This is a genomic window from Sinorhizobium saheli (assembly GCF_001651875.1).
GTDB lineage: Bacteria > Pseudomonadota > Alphaproteobacteria > Rhizobiales > Rhizobiaceae > Sinorhizobium > Sinorhizobium saheli.
Window position 1 is genome coordinate 21,356 of the sequence record NZ_LNQB01000064.1, and the last position, 15,935, is coordinate 37,290.

A 15,935-nucleotide genomic window follows, 5' to 3' on the forward strand; every position below is an offset into this window, starting at 1 on the left:
GAGGTCGTGCTCAACCCACCCCCTCTGGCCTGCCGGCCATCTCCCCCACAAGGGGGGAGAATGCGTGCGGATCGCTCCTCGCTCCGGCCGATGCGCTCCAGCATGCAAAACGCTCTGGCGGCGGCGCGGATGGCGCCACGAGTCTTCTCCCCCCTTGTGGGGGAGATGGCCGGCAGGCCAGAGGGGGTTCGAGCACGCTGCAAGCATTCCGTCGCTAGCCCGCAAGCGCTGCAAGGCGGCTCGTCACCGCCTGCCTGTTATGGGCATGGCAGATGGCGATCGCAAGCGCATCGGCGGCGTCGTTGCCTTTGAACTCGACCTTCGGCATCAGCACCTTGAGCATCATGTGGATCTGCTGCTTTTCGCCGTGGCCGACGCCGATGACGGCCTTTTTGACGGCGTTGGGCGCGTATTCGGCGACCCTGAGGCCCGCCCGCGCCGGAACCAGCATCGCGATGCCGCGCGCCTGACCGAGCTTCAGCGTCGCCGTCGCATCCTTGTTGACGAAGGTCTGCTCGACCGCCGCCTCGTCCGGCTGGTAGCCGTGCACCACCTCGGCAAGGCCGTCATGCAACTGGCAGAGGCGCGAGGCGAGGTCCATCTCGCCGTCGGAGGTCACGGTGCCGGAAGCAACGAAACGCAGCGAGTTGCCGAGCGTCTCGATGATCCCCCAGCCGGTGCGCCTCAAGCCTGGATCGATGCCGATGATGCGAATCGTCTTCTGCATGCCTCACCCTATGTCTGTCGGCGGGACGCTGCCAGTAAAAAGTGAACAAAACAAAAACATTGCACAGAAATGCCGGGCCCTTTGCGGAATTCCGCCGGGGCGCCCTTGGAGTAAGGAAACTTGAACCTACATTGCGATCGATCAATTTCCCTTAATCGAAGGCGCTGCCATGATCCCCTTCTCCATTCTCGACCTGTCGCCGATCACCGAGGGCGGCAGCGTCGCCCAGTCGCTCGAAAACTCGCGCCTGTTGGCGGTCGCGGCCGAGGAGAACGGCTACAAACGCTTCTGGCTGGCGGAACATCACGGCATGAGGGGGATCGCCAGCGCCGCAACCTCGCTCGTCATCGCCCATGTGGCAGCGGCCACCCGCATCATGCGCGTCGGTTCCGGCGGCATCATGCTGCCCAATCATTCGCCGCTGGTGATCGCCGAACAGTTCGGCACGCTCGCCGCCCTCTATCCCGGCCGCATCGACCTCGGTCTCGGCCGCGCGCCCGGCACCGACATGCGCACCGCGCAGGCGCTCAGGCGCAACATGGAGGCGAGCGCCAACAATTTCCCGAACGATGTAGTGGAACTGCGGGCGCTGCTCGGCCCCGTCACCGGAGACCAGAAGATCATCGCCGTGCCCGGCGCGGATTCGAACGTGCCGATCTGGCTGCTCGGCTCGAGCCATTTCAGCGCCCATCTCGCCGGCATGCTCGGGCTCCCCTTCGCCTTCGCCTCGCATTTCGCGCCGGACATGCTGCTCTCGGCCCTCGAAATCTATCGCGAGCGCTTCACCCCGTCGGGCGAGCTCGACAGGCCGCATGTCATGGTCGGCGTCATGGGTGTCGCCGCCGACACCGACGAGGAGGCGAACTTCCTCTTCACCTCCATGCAGCAATCCTTCGTGGCGCTCCGCCGCAACGCCCGCGGCCGCTTCCCGCCGCCCGTCCGTTCGATGGACGGGCTCTGGAGTGCTGATGAAAAAATCTTCGTGGATCACGCCATGACCTATGCGGTCGTCGGCGGCCCGGAAACCATCCGCCGCAAGATCGAGGCGTTCCTCGATCTCACCAGGGCGGACGAGCTGATCATTTCGATGCCGATCTTCGATATGGAAGCCCGGCTGCATTCCTTGAAGCTTTTTGCGGAGGCACAAAGAGGTCTCGAGGACAGGCCTTTAGGGTAGTGCGCCCTGGTCCCCGAACCTTTTGCCGTCAGGCCGACAGCTTCGCCAGTACTTCCTCGGACACCTCGAAGTTCGAATAGACGTTCTGGACGTCGTCGTCGTCTTCGAGGTTGTCGATGAGCTTCATCAGCGACTGTGCCTTTTCCTCGTCGACCGGCACGGTGTTCTGCGGCTTCCAGATCGCCTTGACCGTCTCGGCCTCGCCGAGCACGCCTTCAAGCGCCTTCGACACTTCGCCGATGTCCTCGAAGCCGCAGATGATGGTGTGGCCTTCCTCATCGGGCTCGACGTCGTCGGCACCGGCCTCGATCGCGGCTTCCATCACCTTGTCGGCGTCGCCGGCCGAAAGCTTGTAGGTGATCTCGCCGACGCGATCGAAGGAGAAGGAGACGGAACCGGTTTCCCCGAGCGCGCCGCCCGCCTTGGTGAAGATCGAGCGGACGTTGGACGCCGTGCGGTTGCGGTTGTCGGTGAGCGCCTCGACGATGACGGCGACGCCGCCCGGGCCGTAGCCCTCGTAGCGGACTTCCTCGTAGTTCTCCGCGTCGCCGCCGGCAGCCTTCTTGATCGCCCGTTCGATGTTGTCCTTCGGCATCGACTGCGCCTTGGCGTTCTGGATCGCCAGACGCAGGCGCGGGTTCATGCCCGGGTCGGGCAGGCCGGTCTTGGCGGCGACGGTGATTTCGCGTGCAAGCTTGGAAAACATTTTGGAGCGCACCGCATCCTGACGGCCCTTGCGGTGCATGATGTTCTTGAACTGTGAATGGCCAGCCATGGCGCCCTCTGCATGCATGAATTTGTTGGGATGCGGCGCCTTATAGTTTCATTGCCGCCTTCCGTCCAGCAGGGGGCCGGGCTTTTCGACCCGCGGCAAGATGCGCCCGCGGGAACGGGCTCGATCTCAGATACCCTTCAGAACATAGATCAACGGCTTGCTCGGCAGGGATCGGAGCGACAACTTGACCGTCGCCTCCGTGGCGAAGCGTTTGTCGAAGTCGTCGCCGAACATGGCGAGGAAGTCGTCGATCAGCGGCGGCCGGTGCATGGGCAGGATCAGCGCTGCACGCAGGCGGGCAACGACACGGCTCATGCTTTCCGCCCCCATGGTCAGGCCGCCGTCGGCCGGCACCATCAGGACGTCGAGCCGGCCGATCTGGCGGTAATGGCTGTCGTCGAGTTCGTAATGCAGGTGGCCGAGATGGCCGATGCAGAGCCCCGCAACCTCGAAGATGAAGATCGAATTGCCGTTCGGCTCCATGCCGCCGAAGCCGGAGCGGATGTCGGTCGAAACGCTGCGGATATAGACGTCGCCGACGACGAGGGCGTGGCGGGCCGGCTCGCCGTCGTCGGCCCAGCCGTGCAGCACGTGACGGATCGCCGGATCCGGCGTCAGCGTGTAGTGGCTGGTATGCGCCTTGTTCATCGTCACGACGGTCGGCGGCGAGGTGGTGCGAAACCAGCCGTTATAGTCCGTGGCGATCGAAATGCCGCCGGGCGTTTCGATCAGGAAGGTCGAATGGCCGAGATAGGTGATGGCCACCTCGCCTTCGCCAGCCGCCGCGGCGGGCGTCGCGCCAGGCATCGCGAAACGGACGAATGTCGCCATCGGCGTCGCCTCGGCGATCGCCTGGCATTGGCTGACGGGAGCGGGGGTCTGTTGCGCATGGGCCTGTTCCGGCCACAGCGCATGAATGAGCCAGATCAGGGCCAGAGTGTAGGCAAGGCATCTGAGCAGCATCCTTCACCTCCCACGTTTTTCAGCGGCAGGCAGGATCAATCACGGCCGCCGCTCCGTCCAGCAACGAACGGATGACGGCCGCTCACAATCGCGTCATTTGCGGCTATTCTCCCGGTGCCGGCGCCGGCGCCGGCTCCGCCGCCGGCGACCGCTTCCGCCGCAGCGACCGCAGCGCCACGTAGAAGACCGGCGTCAGGAACAGGCCGAGGAAGGTGACGCCGAGCATGCCGGCGAACACGGCAGTGCCGAGCGACTGGCGCATTTCGGCGCCGGGGCCGGTCGCGACCACCAGCGGCACGACGCCGAGGATGAAGGCAAAGGCGGTCATCAGGATCGGCCGCAGCCTCAGCCGGCTCGCCTCGATCGCCGCCTCGACCGGCGTCCTGCCCTCCTCCTCGCCCTGGCGGGCGAACTCGACGATCAGGATCGCATTCTTGGCCGCAAGCCCGATCAGCACGATGAGCCCGATCTGCGTCAGCACGTTGTTGTCGAAACCGCGCAGCGAAACGCCGACGAGGGCGGCAAGAACGGCAAGCGGTACGATCAGGATGATCGCCAGCGGCAGTATCCAGCTCTCATATTGCGCCGCCAGCGCCAGGAACACGAAGATGACCGAAAGCGCGAAGATGAAGACGGCGGTATTGCCGGTCTGGCGCTCCTGGAAGGCGAGCTCCGTCCATTCGAAGGTCGTGCCCTGCGGCAATATCTGGGCGGCAAGCGCCTCCATCCTGTCGAGCGCGGAGCCGGTCGAGACGCCGGGCGCCGGACTGCCCTGCACGGGGACGGAGACATACATGTTGTAGCGCTGGACGAGCGAGGGTCCGCTCGTGTCGCGGATCTCGACGAGCGTGCCGAGCGGCACCAGTGCACCCGAGGCGGAACGCACCTTCAGCGCGAGGATGTCGTCCCGCTCGACGCGGTACTGCTGGTCGGCCTGGGCGCGGACCTGGTAGACGCGGCCGAACGCGTTGAAGTCGTTGACGTAGGAGGTCCCGAGATTGATCGACAGCGTCTCGAAGATGTTCGGGATCGGCACGTTCAGCGCCCGCGCCTTGTCACGGTCGATCGCCAGGAAGAATTGCGGGCTCGAGGCCGAGAAGGTGGTGAAGACGCCTATGAGGTCCCTGGTCTGGCTGGCGGCTCCCATCATCTGGTGAGCAAGCGTCAGCGCCCGGCCCATGTCGGCGTTCTGGCGGTCCATGATCTGCATCTTGAAACCGCCGGAATTGCCTATGCCGCGCACGGGAGGCGGCGGCACCGCGATGATGAAGGCCTCCTGGAGGCTCTGCATCGTTCCGAAGATCTGGCCGACGATCTCGGTGGCGCTTTGCCCGTGCTCGAGCCGCTCCTCGAAACTGTCGAAGGGCGTGAAAATGACCCCTTGATTGGAGGCATTGGTGGAGGTGGCGCCGCTGAAGCCGGCAAAGGCGACCGCGTCGCGAACGCCCGGCACTTTGCGCACCATCTCGGAGGCCCGCTGCACGACGGCGTCGGTCCGCGCCAGCGAAGCCCCATCCGGAAGCTGGATAACGACGATGGCATAGCCCTGGTCCATCTGCGGTATGAAGCCCCGGGGCACGACCTGCGCCATGTAGGCGGTCGCGCCCAGGAGGCCGACGAAGACGACAAGGGACGCAACGATCGCCATCCGCGTCTTGACGAGATGGCGGACCGCCCATCCATAGCCATCGGCCATGCGGTCGAAGCCGCGATTGAAGCCATTGGCGAAGCCGCGACCGAGCCGCGTCAGCGGATTGCGGCTCTCATGTTCATGGTTCTCGTGCGGGCGCAGCAGGACGGCGGCAAGCGCCGGCGACAGCGTCAGCGAGTTGATCGCCGAGATCACCGTCGCCACCGCGATCGTCACCGCGAATTGCAAATAGAACTGGCCGGCAATGCCCGGGATGAAGGCGGTCGGAACGAACACCGCGGTCAGGACGAGGGAGATTGCGACCACCGCCGCGCCCACCTCGTCCATTGTCACATGCGCCGCCTCCCGCGGCGTCATGCCTTGCGCCAGATTGCGCTCGACATTCTCGACGACGACGATCGCGTCGTCGACGACGATGCCGATCGCCAGCACCAGGCCGAAAAGCGTCAGCATGTTCAGGGAGAAGCCGAAGGCATAGAGCAGCGCGAAGGTGCCGACGAGCGAAACGGGAATGGCGACGATCGGGATGATCGCGGTGCGCCAGGACTGCAGGAAAACGATCACCACCAGCGCCACGAGGATAGCCGCCTCGCCGATCGTCTTGTAGACCTCGTTGATCGACTCGGAGATGAATTCGGTCGGGTTGTAGACGATCTTGTATTCGAGGCCTTCGGGAAAGTCCCTCGACAGGTCCGACATCGTCGCCTGGATGGCTTCGGCCGCGGCGAGCGCATTGGTGCCGGGGCGCGAGAAGATGCCGAGCGCCACGGCCGGGCTGCCGTTCAGGTAGCTGTTGGTGACATATTCGCGGGCGCCGAGCTCGATGCGGGCGACGTCCTGCAACTGCACCAGCCTGCCCTCCTCGGAAGCCTTGACGATCACGTAGCGGAATTGCCGCGCGTCGCTGAAGCGGCCGTCGGTCGTCACCGTGTACTGGAATGCCGCGTCGCCCGACATCGGCGGACCGCCGATGGAGCCCCCCGAGACCTGGACGTTCTGTTGCCGCAACGCGTCGACGACGTCGCCGGAGGTCATGCCATAGGCGGAGAGCTTCTGCGGGTCGAGCCAGACGCGAAGCGCATATTCACGCTCGCCGAACAGCGTGACATCGCCGACGCCGTCCAGCCGCACGAGAAGATCGCGGATGCGCGTGCGCGCGTAGTTTGAGACGTAGAGCTGGTCATAGCGATCGTTCGGCGAAAGCAGGTGCACGACCATCATCAGGTCCGGCGAGCTTTTCGTCGTGGTGACGCCGATGCGGCGGACGTCCTCCGGCAATCGCGGCTCGGCGATGGAAACACGGTTCTGCACCAGCACCTGCGCCTGGTCGAGGTCCGTGCCGAGCTTGAAGGTGATCGTCAGCGCCATTGACCCGTCGGCGGTCGAATAGGAGGACATGTAGAGCATGTTCTCGACGCCGTTGATCTCCTGCTCGAGCGGGGTGGCGACCGTATTGGCTACCGTCTCGGCGTCGGCCCCGGGATAGGAGGCTCTGACGACGATGGTCGGCGGCGCGATTTCCGGATATTGCGCCACCGGAAGCTGGGAATAGGCGATGCTGCCGACGATCAGGAGAACGATCGACAGCACCGATGCGAAGATCGGCCGATCGACGAAGAAGTGCGCAAACCTCATTGGCTGTTCTCCGCCGACTGCGGTGCTTCCTGCGGCAGCACGACGAGTTCCGGCTTCACCTTCGCGCCCGGTCTGGCGGCACGCATCACGCCGTTGACGATGATCGTCTCATCCCCCGTCATGCCGCTGCGGATAACCCGATAACCATGCACGCGCGGTCCAAGCCGCACCGGCTTGGGGGTGACGCTGCCATCCTGGCTGACTTCGTAAACGACCCGTTCGTTCTGGTCGGCACCGATGGCCTCGTCCGGAACGAGGATCGCCCGATAGGTGTTGGAGCCCTCCACTTCGACGCGCCCGAAGAGGCCCGGCTGCAGTATGAAATTCGGATTGGAAAAACGGGCGCGCAGGCGCATCGTGCCGGTCTGGTTGTCGACGCGATTTTCCGCAAAATCGAGCTTGCCCTCGAAGGGCGCCTCGTTGGCGTCGGCGATCGTCACCAGCACCTTGAGCGAGCCGGCGCCTTCCTGCAATGCGCTCCCCCGCTCGCGCGCCGTGCTCGCATAGGAGAGCAGCCGGCGCTCGTCGACGTCGAAGTAAAAGTCGATCGGGTCGAGCGAAACGATCGTCGTCAGCACCGTCTGGTCCGCCTGGACGAGGTTGCCCGGCGAGATCAGCCGGCGGTCGACCCGGCCGCTGAGCGGCGCGGTGATGGTGGTGTATTCGAGATCGAGCTTGGCCCGCTCGACGGCCGCTTCCGCGCCGCGCACATTCGCCTGCGCCGCCAGCAGCGCCCGCCGGTCGTCGTCAAGCCTGGATACGGAAAGCGTGCCCGTGCCGGCAAGCGACTCCGTCCGCTTGAACGTCGTGTCGGCAAAATCGAGCGTCGACCGCGCTGCCTCGAGCGAGGCTTCCGCCTGGGAGAGTGCTGTCTGGAACGGCCGCTGGTCGATGAGGAAGAGCTTGTCGCCCTTCTTCACCATCGAACCGTCGGTGAAGAAGACCTGATCGAGGTAGCCGCCGACGCGCGAGCGGATCGACACCTCGTCGACCGCCTCGAAGCGACCGATGAACTCGTCGGCATCGATGACGTCGCGCACCACCGGCTTGGCAACGGTAACCGTCGGCAGTTGCGCATCCTGCGCAGACGCGGACACCGACGTGAAAAGGGAAATGGCGAGAATCGCCGGCAAATGCCACTTTCGCAACATGCATGCTCTCCAGGACACTTGAAACTTCAAGATCGCCCCGGCGCGGGATAGAAAAGTGGCCGCGGCGACATTCCAGTCGGAGCACTCGGCTCCGGCGGCACCCGGGCGGGAGGAAAGAGATATGCGGTCTTCCGCCGCGTCCCGCCTAACTCTTTAGAAACATGGAAACTTGCGACAGCGACCGCTCGATGCGGCTCTGGTTTTGTGCGCTAACCTGCCACCATTTTTGCGCAGTGTCACCCCGAAAAAGACAGGTCTGCGCTTCGGCTCCGAGACGCGTCGCCGCCCGCAGGCGCATTTGGACACCCCGAAAGCGCGTCGCACTTGTTCAGGACCAGAAGTCCGGAACCGTCTCGGCGAGCCGCGGGCCGATGCGCAGCGGCGCGATCTTTTCGGTCAGCCCGGTGCGGTCGGAGATCTCGACGCCGACGCCACAGAGCGTCGCCGGTCCCGACGCCGCCTCGAAACGGCCCTTCGGCATTTTCGAGATGAAGCGGTTGAGCGGCTCTTCCTTGTCCATGCCGAGCGAGGAGTCGTAGTCGCCGCACATGCCGGCGTCGCTGATATAGCCGGTGCCGCCGTTGAGTATCTGGTGGTCGGCGGTCGGCACATGCGTATGGGTGCCCACCACGAAGCTGGCGCGGCCGTCGACGAAATGGCCGAAGCACTGCTTCTCGCTCGTCGCCTCGGCATGGAAGTCGAAGACGATGGCATCGGCCTGTTCCCGCAGCGGGCACGCATCGAGGATCGCTTCGGCGCATTTAAAGGGATCGTCGAGCTCGGGATGCATGAAGACCCGGCCCATGACGTTGGCGACCAGGACACGGGCGCCGTTGCGGGCGAAGAAGAGATTGGAGCCCCGGCCGGGAGTCCCCGCCGGATAGTTTGCCGGCCGCAGGAACTGGTCGTGCCGCTCGCAGAAGACCACGGCCTCCTTCTGGTCCCAGACATGGTTGCCGGTCGTCACCACGTCGGCGCCGGCGCTGATCGTCTCGAGGAAGATGTCCTCGGTGATGCCGAAGCCGCCGGCGGCGTTCTCGCCGTTGACGATGACGAAGTCGAGCTTGAAGTCGCTGACCAGCCCCGGGAGGCGTTCCCAGACCGCCATGCGGCCCGTCCTGCCCACCATGTCTCCCAGAAACAGAAGCCGCATGCGCTCAATCCTGCTTGGAACGGCGATGACCCGGGCCGCATCTGCCCGGTCCGGAACGCCGTCGATTCGAAAACGTCGGAGCGGAATGCGGGCGGAAACCCGAGCACCCTTTCCCCATCCCGCTCAAAAATGCCGAAAACCGCTCTCCGTCAATACGGCGTCCAACGGCACGTCATGCGGTTCGGCCGGTACTGATGCCACTTCCTGGCAGTCGAATGCAATCCCGATCAGGCGCGGAAGGTGGCCTTTCCGTCGCAAGCGGTCGATCGCGCGATCGTAATAGCCGGCGCCGTAGCCGATGCGATGACCGGTAGCGTCGAAGGCCGAAAGCGGCACGAGCATGATATCCGGGTCCACCTCCGGCGCGTCCGGGCCCGGCCCCGTCGTGCCGAAACCGGTTTCGACCACCGCGATGCCGTCGAGGAGTTCGCGGAACACGATCGTCTGCTTGTCCATGATCACCGGCAGGCAGAGCCGCGCGCCGCGGTCCTTGAGCCGCACCATCAGCGGCCGGATATCGGCCTCCGAGCGGATCGGCCAGAAACCCGAGACGACATGGCCGGGGTCGAGCGCGATGATGTCGCCGGCATGGTCGGCCATGGCGAGGCTCGCCTCGATCCGCACTTCCGCCGGCATCGCGTCACGCAGCGCCAGGCTTTCCTTCCGCAACGCAGCCTTCAAATCCTTCGGTGACATCCAACGCCCCTTTCCCGACAGACCGGCCCGGTGCCGCTTCTGCGCTCATGTAGCGCAAAAAGCCCGGTAGCTGGAACCATGTCGGCGCCGCTTTTGCAACAGTTTCGCGACAGGGGCTGGGTCGTTCCCGAACCCGCACGGCATTGGTGCGCCGTTCATCATCGCCGCCGGTCGCGCGTCGCACGCAGGAAGATATGCTCATGCATTCAGATAATTAGAGGATCAGGACGCACGATCGCGCCAAGGCGATCTTCCGCGGCCATCGGCTCGAGCTGATTTATAGCATCCAGTGGAGATGGCGAACGCCACTGTCCGGCCGAGCGCACTCCGCAATGCCGGCGTCCGCAAGGAGTCGCCTGTCGCCACGGCGACGGACCAGTGCCCGTTCGCAATCAAGCGCGAGGCGGAGCGCCACCATTCGGCGACGGCGGCAAACGGCGATGGTGTGCGGGGAAGCGGATCGGCGGGAATGACCAGGACAGGCATGGCGAGAACCTTCGGAAGAACGCGACTCCGATCTTCCGCTTTCCGTTGACATGCGACAAACGAATTGGGAGCATGCCTGTCATCAGATTTTCTAATGGCGCCCCGATGTCACTTCCCCTCGACAGCGACCTGCTCCGAACCTTTCTTGCGGTTGCCGATACCGGCAACCTGACACGGGCTGCCGATACGGTCAGACGCACGCAGTCGGCCGTCAGCATGCAGATCAGGAAGCTCGAGGATCAGATCGGCCTGGCGCTTTTCGAGCGGCATTCGCGCGGCGTGGTCCTGACCGCACAGGGCCGGCGCCTCGTCGATAATGCCAGGCGCATCGTCGCCCTCCTCGACGATACGGCTGCCGCAATGCGCCTGCCGGTGCTCGACGGCTCGGTCCGCATCGGCATTCCCGAGGAATACATCAACTCCGCGCTGCCGAAGGCGCTCGGCGCCTTCGCCGCCGTCCATCCGGGCGTGGAAGTGACGGTGCAGCAGGGAACCTCGATGTCGAACCTCGCCGCCCTCGATGCCGGCGAAATCGACGTCGCCGTGGTTTTCGAGCCCGGCGGACGAAGCCGCAACGAGGTCCTGATGGTCGACCCCACCGTCTGGGCGACCTCGGAGCAACACGGCACGCACGAGCGCCGGCCCGTGCCGATCGCCACCTACACCCATATAGAAGGCGGCTGGTGCGACGACCTCGCGATGCGCTGCCTGAAGAAATGCGGCGTGGAGAGCCGCGCCGCCTATGTGAGCCGCACCGGCAGCGGCCTGATCGCCGCCGTCGTCTCCGGTCTCGCCATTGCTCCCCTGTCGCGCAGCGCCATACCGCCCGGCTGCCGCGAACTCACCGAGGAAGACGGTTTCGGCATCATCGACATGTCGAATGTCGTGCTGCGGACCCGACGGGGAAACCGGTCGCCGACGCTCGACGCGATGGCCGACGCCATCCGCCGCGCCTTCGGGGCGGGGTCATAGGGCGCACTGGCTGCAAGCCCCTCCCGAACCCCCTCCCCACAGGAGCGAGGGCTGTCCTTGCCGCAACCGTCACCGTCCCCCGCTATGTTCGCGCTTGATGCGGCTGTCGAAAATGGCAGGCGGGCACAACGGGCGCTTGCCCCTCGCACCTTTGGGGAGGGGTCTTTTCTCACAAAGAAGGAAAGTGCGATCCACAACGACCGATGGATAATCTACGATCCCGGGCGCCTACTAGGTAGGTGGGCACCGTATGTCCGAACCCACGAGTCCGGCCAGGGACAGTTCCCTTGAGATCGTGTATGGCCCCGGGGATTGTGGTTCCTGTCGGGAAGCGCAGACCGCGCCCGAGATATAGAACGTCGCGGCGGATTTCGCCAGAGTGCTCTTGCACTCGCCTCGCAAATTTCGCGGAAAAGGAGCCGGGGCGTCAGTTCGCCGGCGCCGCGGGACGGCCGTTGAGCCTTGCGGTGATGCCGTGGATCTGCGCCGTCACTTCGGCAAGCGCCGAGGCGAGCGCCTCCTCGCTTCTCGCCTGATCGGAAAGCGATGCGTCTCGGCCCCTCTTCAAGCTGTCGACCTCGGCCTCGAGGCCCTTCAGCCGCCGGTTGACCTCGCTCAGTTCGTCCATGACCATGATGCCCGCCATCACCGTCAGCCTGAGGTCGCCGATCTCGCCGAACTGGCCCTTGAGATGGCTGACATACTGGTCGAACCGAGCGGCGAGGTCACTGAGGTGGTCTTCCTGTCCCTCCTCGCAGGCCATGCGATAGGCCTTGCCGTCGATCGTCACCGTAACCTGCGCCATGCTTCAGAACCTCAACGATCGAGCACCGCCCGAATGGTTTCCATTGCCGTCACGAGACGACGGGACACCTCGCGATTGACCTCTTCCAGCCGGTTGGCGCGGAACTGCGACTCGTCGAGCTCCTGCGCCAGCCGCGAGCGGTCCTCGTTGACCCGCCGCACTTCGCCCTCGAACTCGCTTAAATCCTTTTCCTTGTCGAAGCGGCCGTCGATCGCGATGTCAAGGGATTGAACCGCGCTCTGCAACTCCTCGATCGCCGCCTTGACCGTCTTTGCCGGCATGACTTTCGATACCTCTCCAGGGAAGCGGCTTCGCGCTGCCCGAAAACAAAGCGCCGAGCCCTCGCGCCTTACTCCGATGCGCCCGCTCCGGGCCGAATCGCAGCAATGAACCCGTCCCGGCGCCCTATCCTTTTAAACCTATTATCCAAGTCTCAACAATGCCAGCCGCGACGATGGCGAGCGGAAGCTGTGGATCGTCGATCTTCATGCGCGGACGGCGCCCTGGCGGTGCGTTTTGCCTCCGAAAAAGGCATACTAAAGGCGGCGCCGCCAATTGTCGCGGAGGTGCCCGTATTTGTTGACTCAGCCCGTGCACCTGCTATGTGTCTGCCGCTTCTCATACGGTCTTTGGAGGATAGAGACCGTCCCCTGACCACCGAACGCAAACGGAACAGTCATGATCTCTCGCGAAAAACACGATCGGATGGCGAATGCGATCCGTTTCCTCTCCATGGACGCCGTCGAGAAAGCAAATTCCGGCCACCCGGGCCTCCCGATGGGTGTCGCCGACATCGCAACGGTCCTCTTCACCCGTTATCTGAGTTTTGACCCGAAGCATCCCGGCTGGCCGAACCGCGACCGCTTCGTGCTGTCGGCCGGCCACGGCTCGATGCTGCTCTATTCGCTGCTCTACCTGACGGGCTACGACGACATCACGATCGACGAGATCAGGAACTTCCGCCAGCTCGGCTCGAGGACGGCCGGCCATCCGGAATACGGCCACGCCGCCGGCATCGAGACGACCACCGGCCCGCTCGGCCAGGGCATTGCCAATGCCGTCGGCATGGCGCTCGCCGAGCGCAAGCTCGGCGAGGAGTTCGGCGCCGAGCTGATGGATCACTACACCTATGTGATCGCCGGCGACGGCTGCCTGATGGAAGGCATCAGCCAGGAGGCGATCGCACTTGCCGGCCATCTGAAGCTCAACAAGCTGATCGTCTTCTGGGACGACAACAACATCTCGATCGACGGCCCGATCTCGATCGCTGACTCGACCGACCAGCACGCCCGCTTCCGCGCCTCCAAGTGGCACACGATCGCCGTCGACGGCCATGATCCGGAAGCGATCGCCGCCGCGATCGAGGAGGCGCAGAAGTCCGACAAGCCGACGATGATCGCCTGCAAGACGGTGATCGGCTTCGGCGCCCCGAACAAGGCCGGCACGCACAAGGTCCATGGTTCGCCGCTCGGCGCCGAGGAAATCGCCGCCACGCGCAAGGCGCTCGGCTGGGAAGCCGAGCCCTTTGCCGTTCCTTCCGACGTGCTCGACGCCTGGCGCCTTGCCGGCCTGCGCTCGGTCAAGGCGCGCAAGGAATGGGAAGAGCGGCTCGAAGCGGCCGAGGCGGAGAAGAAGGCACAGTTCGTCCGCCGTTTCGCCGGCGAACTCGAAGGCAGCCTCGCCCCGGCGATCAGCGCCTACAAGCAGAAGCTCGCCGAAACCAAGCCGTCGCCCGCGACCCGCAAGGCCTCCGAGGACGCGCTTGAAGTGATCAACGGCGTGCTCGCCGAGACGATCGGCGGCTCTGCCGACCTGACCGGCTCCAACAACACCAAGACGAGCCAGACCCACTCGATCACCCCGAGCGATTTCTCCGGCCGCTACATCCACTACGGCGTGCGCGAGCACGGCATGGCGGCGGCCATGAACGGCATTGCCCTGCACGGCGGCCTCATCCCCTATTCCGGCGGCTTCCTGATCTTCTCGGATTACTGCCGCCCCTCGATCCGCCTCGCCGCGCTGATGGGCATCCGCGTCATCCACGTGCTCACCCACGATTCGATCGGCCTCGGGGAAGACGGGCCGACCCACCAGCCGGTCGAGCACCTGGCCTCGCTGCGCGCCATCCCGAACCTCCTGGTGTTCCGCCCGGCGGACGCGACGGAGACCGCCGAATGCTGGCAGCTCGCGCTTGAAAGCCGCAAGCGTCCCTCGGCAATCGCGCTCACGCGCCAGAACCTGATGGCCGTGCGCACCGAATACAAGGAGGAGAACCTCTGCGCCCGCGGCGCCTATGACCTGATCCCCGCAAGCGCTGCGCAGGTCACGGTCTTCGCCACCGGCTCGGAAGTCGAGATCGCCGTCAAGGCGAGCCAGGCACTCGCCGCCAAGGGCATCTCGACGCGCGTCGTCTCCGTACCCTGCGTCGAACTCTTCGCCGAGCAGAGCGAAGAATACCAGCAGGCGATCATCGGCAATTCGCCGGTCAAGATCGCGGTCGAGGCCGGCGTTCGCCAGGGCTGGGATCATATCATCGGCAGCGACGGCACGTTCGTCGGCATGTCGAGCTTCGGTGCCTCCGGTCCCTACAAGGACCTTTACAAGCACTTCGGCATTACGCCGGAAGCGGTGGTCGCCGCCGCGGAAGCCAAGCTGTCCTGACCAAGCCGGAGGGCGTCCCCGGGGCGACCTCCTTTCCGACCACGCATTCTGACTGACAGGGAGAGACCCGATATGACAGTGAAAGTCGCCATCAACGGTTTCGGCCGCATCGGCCGCAACGTTCTCCGCGCCATCGTCGAATCCGGCCGCACGGACATCGAAGTCGTCGCCATCAACGACCTTGGTCCGGTCGAGACCAACGCCCATCTGCTGCGCTTCGATTCGGTCCATGGCCGCTTCCCGGCCGATGTGAAGGTCGACGGCGACGCGATCGTCATCAACAACGGCAAGCCGATCAAGGTGACCGCGATCCGCAACCCGGCCGAACTGCCGCACAAGGAGCTCGGCGTCGACATCGCGATGGAGTGCACCGGCATCTTCACCGCCCGCGACAAGGCGGCCGCCCATCTCGAGGCCGGCGCCAAGCGCGTCATCGTCTCGGCCCCGGCCGACGGCGCCGACCTGACGGTCGTCTACGGCGTCAACCACGACAAGCTGACGAAGGATCACCTCGTCATCTCCAACGCCTCCTGCACGACCAACTGCCTGGTGCCGGTCGCTAAGGTGCTGCACGACGCCATCGGCATCGATCACGGCATGATGACGACGATCCACTCCTACACCAACGACCAGCCGTCGCTCGACCAGATGCACAAGGATCTCTACCGTGCCCGTGCCGCGGCGCTGTCGATGATCCCGACGTCCACCGGCGCTGCCAAGGCGGTCGGTCTCGTGCTGCCGGAACTCAAGGGCAAGCTCGACGGCATCTCCGTGCGCGTGCCGACCCCGAACGTCTCGGTCGTCGACCTGAAGTTCGTCGCCAAGCGCGAAACCACCAAGGAAGAGATCAACGCCGCCATCAAGGCTGCCGCCGATGGCCCGCTCAAGGGCGTTCTCGGCTATACGCTCCAGCCGAACGTTTCGACCGACTTCAACCATGACCCGCATTCCTCGGTCTTCCACATGGACCAGACCAAGGTTATGGAAGGCAAGTTCGTGTCGATCCTGTCCTGGTACGACAACGAATGGGGCTTCTCCAACCGCATGGCCGACACGGCGGTCGCCCTCGGCAAGCTCCTCTAA

General features: G+C 64.8%; 13 protein-coding genes and 1 other RNA gene. 4 read left to right on the plus strand and 10 right to left on the minus strand.

Going from position 1 to position 15,935, the window contains the following annotated elements; genetic code table 11:
- Nucleotides 1–214: 214 nt before the first annotated feature.
- Nucleotides 215–727, minus strand: a complete 513-nt coding sequence (gene ruvC, locus ATB98_RS07400) for a crossover junction endodeoxyribonuclease RuvC (RefSeq protein WP_066871289.1) — start codon at nt 725–727, stop codon at nt 215–217.
- 169 nt (nt 728–896) lie between these two features.
- On the opposite strand from ruvC, the gene ATB98_RS07405 reads away from it, so the two are divergent.
- Nucleotides 897–1,904, plus strand: a complete 1,008-nt coding sequence (locus tag ATB98_RS07405) for an LLM class flavin-dependent oxidoreductase (RefSeq protein WP_066871292.1) — start codon at nt 897–899, stop codon at nt 1,902–1,904.
- Between the two features lie 28 nt (nt 1,905–1,932).
- Here ATB98_RS07405 and ATB98_RS07410 read toward each other — a convergent pair whose 3' ends face one another.
- From ATB98_RS07410 to ATB98_RS07435, 6 genes are all read right to left on the minus strand, one after another.
- Nucleotides 1,933–2,679, minus strand: a complete 747-nt coding sequence (locus ATB98_RS07410; protein WP_066871466.1) for a YebC/PmpR family DNA-binding transcriptional regulator — start codon at nt 2,677–2,679, stop codon at nt 1,933–1,935.
- 126 nt (nt 2,680–2,805) lie between these two features.
- Nucleotides 2,806–3,642 carry an MBL fold metallo-hydrolase gene (locus ATB98_RS07415; protein WP_066871295.1) on the minus strand — a complete coding sequence of 279 codons (837 nt, stop codon included), beginning with the start codon at nt 3,640–3,642 and terminating at the stop codon, nt 2,806–2,808.
- A gap of 103 nt (nt 3,643–3,745) precedes the next feature.
- Nucleotides 3,746–6,928 (minus strand): efflux RND transporter permease subunit, encoded by a 3,183-nt coding sequence (locus tag ATB98_RS07420; RefSeq protein WP_066871298.1) that lies wholly within the window; start codon nt 6,926–6,928, stop codon nt 3,746–3,748.
- Nucleotides 6,925–8,079 carry an efflux RND transporter periplasmic adaptor subunit gene (locus ATB98_RS07425; protein WP_066871301.1) on the minus strand — a complete coding sequence of 385 codons (1,155 nt, stop codon included), beginning with the start codon at nt 8,077–8,079 and terminating at the stop codon, nt 6,925–6,927. Before ATB98_RS07425 ends, ATB98_RS07420 begins: the two co-directional genes overlap by 4 nt.
- A gap of 328 nt (nt 8,080–8,407) precedes the next feature.
- Nucleotides 8,408–9,232, minus strand: a complete 825-nt coding sequence (locus tag ATB98_RS07430; RefSeq protein ID WP_066871304.1) for a TIGR00282 family metallophosphoesterase — start codon at nt 9,230–9,232, stop codon at nt 8,408–8,410.
- A gap of 123 nt (nt 9,233–9,355) precedes the next feature.
- Nucleotides 9,356–9,928, minus strand: a complete 573-nt coding sequence (locus ATB98_RS07435) for a 5-formyltetrahydrofolate cyclo-ligase (protein WP_066871307.1) — start codon at nt 9,926–9,928, stop codon at nt 9,356–9,358.
- A 558-nt stretch (nt 9,929–10,486) separates the two neighbouring features.
- On the opposite strand from ATB98_RS07435, the gene ATB98_RS07440 reads away from it, so the two are divergent.
- Complete coding sequence (locus ATB98_RS07440; protein WP_066871310.1) at nt 10,487–11,386, plus strand: LysR family transcriptional regulator; 900 nt, start codon at nt 10,487–10,489, stop codon at nt 11,384–11,386.
- A 184-nt stretch (nt 11,387–11,570) separates the two neighbouring features.
- Here ATB98_RS07440 and ssrS read toward each other — a convergent pair.
- The 3 genes from ssrS to ATB98_RS07455 all read right to left on the minus strand — a co-directional run bounded on the left by ssrS (nt 11,571) and on the right by ATB98_RS07455 (nt 12,472).
- Nucleotides 11,571–11,729: non-coding RNA, 6S RNA (ssrS, locus tag ATB98_RS07445), on the minus strand.
- Between the two features lie 84 nt (nt 11,730–11,813).
- A complete protein-coding gene (locus ATB98_RS07450) occupies nt 11,814–12,191 on the minus strand; it encodes a cell division protein ZapA (protein ID WP_066871312.1) in 378 nt (125 codons plus the stop codon).
- An 11-nt stretch (nt 12,192–12,202) separates the two neighbouring features.
- Nucleotides 12,203–12,472: a DUF4164 domain-containing protein gene (locus ATB98_RS07455; protein ID WP_066871315.1), complete on the minus strand. Its 270-nt coding sequence runs from the start codon at nt 12,470–12,472 to the stop codon at nt 12,203–12,205.
- A gap of 397 nt (nt 12,473–12,869) precedes the next feature.
- Here ATB98_RS07455 and tkt point away from each other — a divergent pair, with 397 nt between their 5' ends.
- Complete coding sequence (gene tkt / locus ATB98_RS07460) at nt 12,870–14,852, plus strand: transketolase (RefSeq protein ID WP_066871318.1); 1,983 nt, start codon at nt 12,870–12,872, stop codon at nt 14,850–14,852.
- A gap of 72 nt (nt 14,853–14,924) precedes the next feature.
- A complete protein-coding gene (gap, locus tag ATB98_RS07465; RefSeq protein ID WP_066871321.1) occupies nt 14,925–15,935 on the plus strand; it encodes a type I glyceraldehyde-3-phosphate dehydrogenase in 1,011 nt (336 codons plus the stop codon).

Excerpts from the sequence above, each read along its gene's own strand:
- ATB98_RS07410 (WP_066871466.1), bottom strand. The coding sequence starts at position 2,679 with ATGGCTGGCCATTCACAGTTCAAGAACATCATGCACCGCAAGGGCCGT.
- ATB98_RS07405 (WP_066871292.1), top strand. The coding sequence starts at position 897 with ATGATCCCCTTCTCCATTCTCGACCTGTCGCCGATCACCGAGGGCGGC.
- ATB98_RS07430 (WP_066871304.1), bottom strand. The coding sequence starts at position 9,232 with ATGCGGCTTCTGTTTCTGGGAGACATGGTGGGCAGGACGGGCCGCATG.
- ATB98_RS07415 (WP_066871295.1), bottom strand. The coding sequence starts at position 3,642 with ATGCTGCTCAGATGCCTTGCCTACACTCTGGCCCTGATCTGGCTCATT.
- ATB98_RS07455 (WP_066871315.1), bottom strand. The coding sequence starts at position 12,472 with ATGCCGGCAAAGACGGTCAAGGCGGCGATCGAGGAGTTGCAGAGCGCG.
- ATB98_RS07425 (WP_066871301.1), bottom strand. The coding sequence starts at position 8,079 with ATGTTGCGAAAGTGGCATTTGCCGGCGATTCTCGCCATTTCCCTTTTC.
- ruvC (WP_066871289.1), bottom strand. The coding sequence starts at position 727 with ATGCAGAAGACGATTCGCATCATCGGCATCGATCCAGGCTTGAGGCGC.
- gap (WP_066871321.1), top strand. The coding sequence starts at position 14,925 with ATGACAGTGAAAGTCGCCATCAACGGTTTCGGCCGCATCGGCCGCAAC.
- ATB98_RS07450 (WP_066871312.1), bottom strand. The coding sequence starts at position 12,191 with ATGGCGCAGGTTACGGTGACGATCGACGGCAAGGCCTATCGCATGGCC.
- ATB98_RS07440 (WP_066871310.1), top strand. The coding sequence starts at position 10,487 with ATGCCTGTCATCAGATTTTCTAATGGCGCCCCGATGTCACTTCCCCTC.
- tkt (WP_066871318.1), top strand. The coding sequence starts at position 12,870 with ATGATCTCTCGCGAAAAACACGATCGGATGGCGAATGCGATCCGTTTC.
- ATB98_RS07420 (WP_066871298.1), bottom strand. The coding sequence starts at position 6,928 with ATGAGGTTTGCGCACTTCTTCGTCGATCGGCCGATCTTCGCATCGGTG.
- ATB98_RS07435 (WP_066871307.1), bottom strand. The coding sequence starts at position 9,928 with ATGTCACCGAAGGATTTGAAGGCTGCGTTGCGGAAGGAAAGCCTGGCG.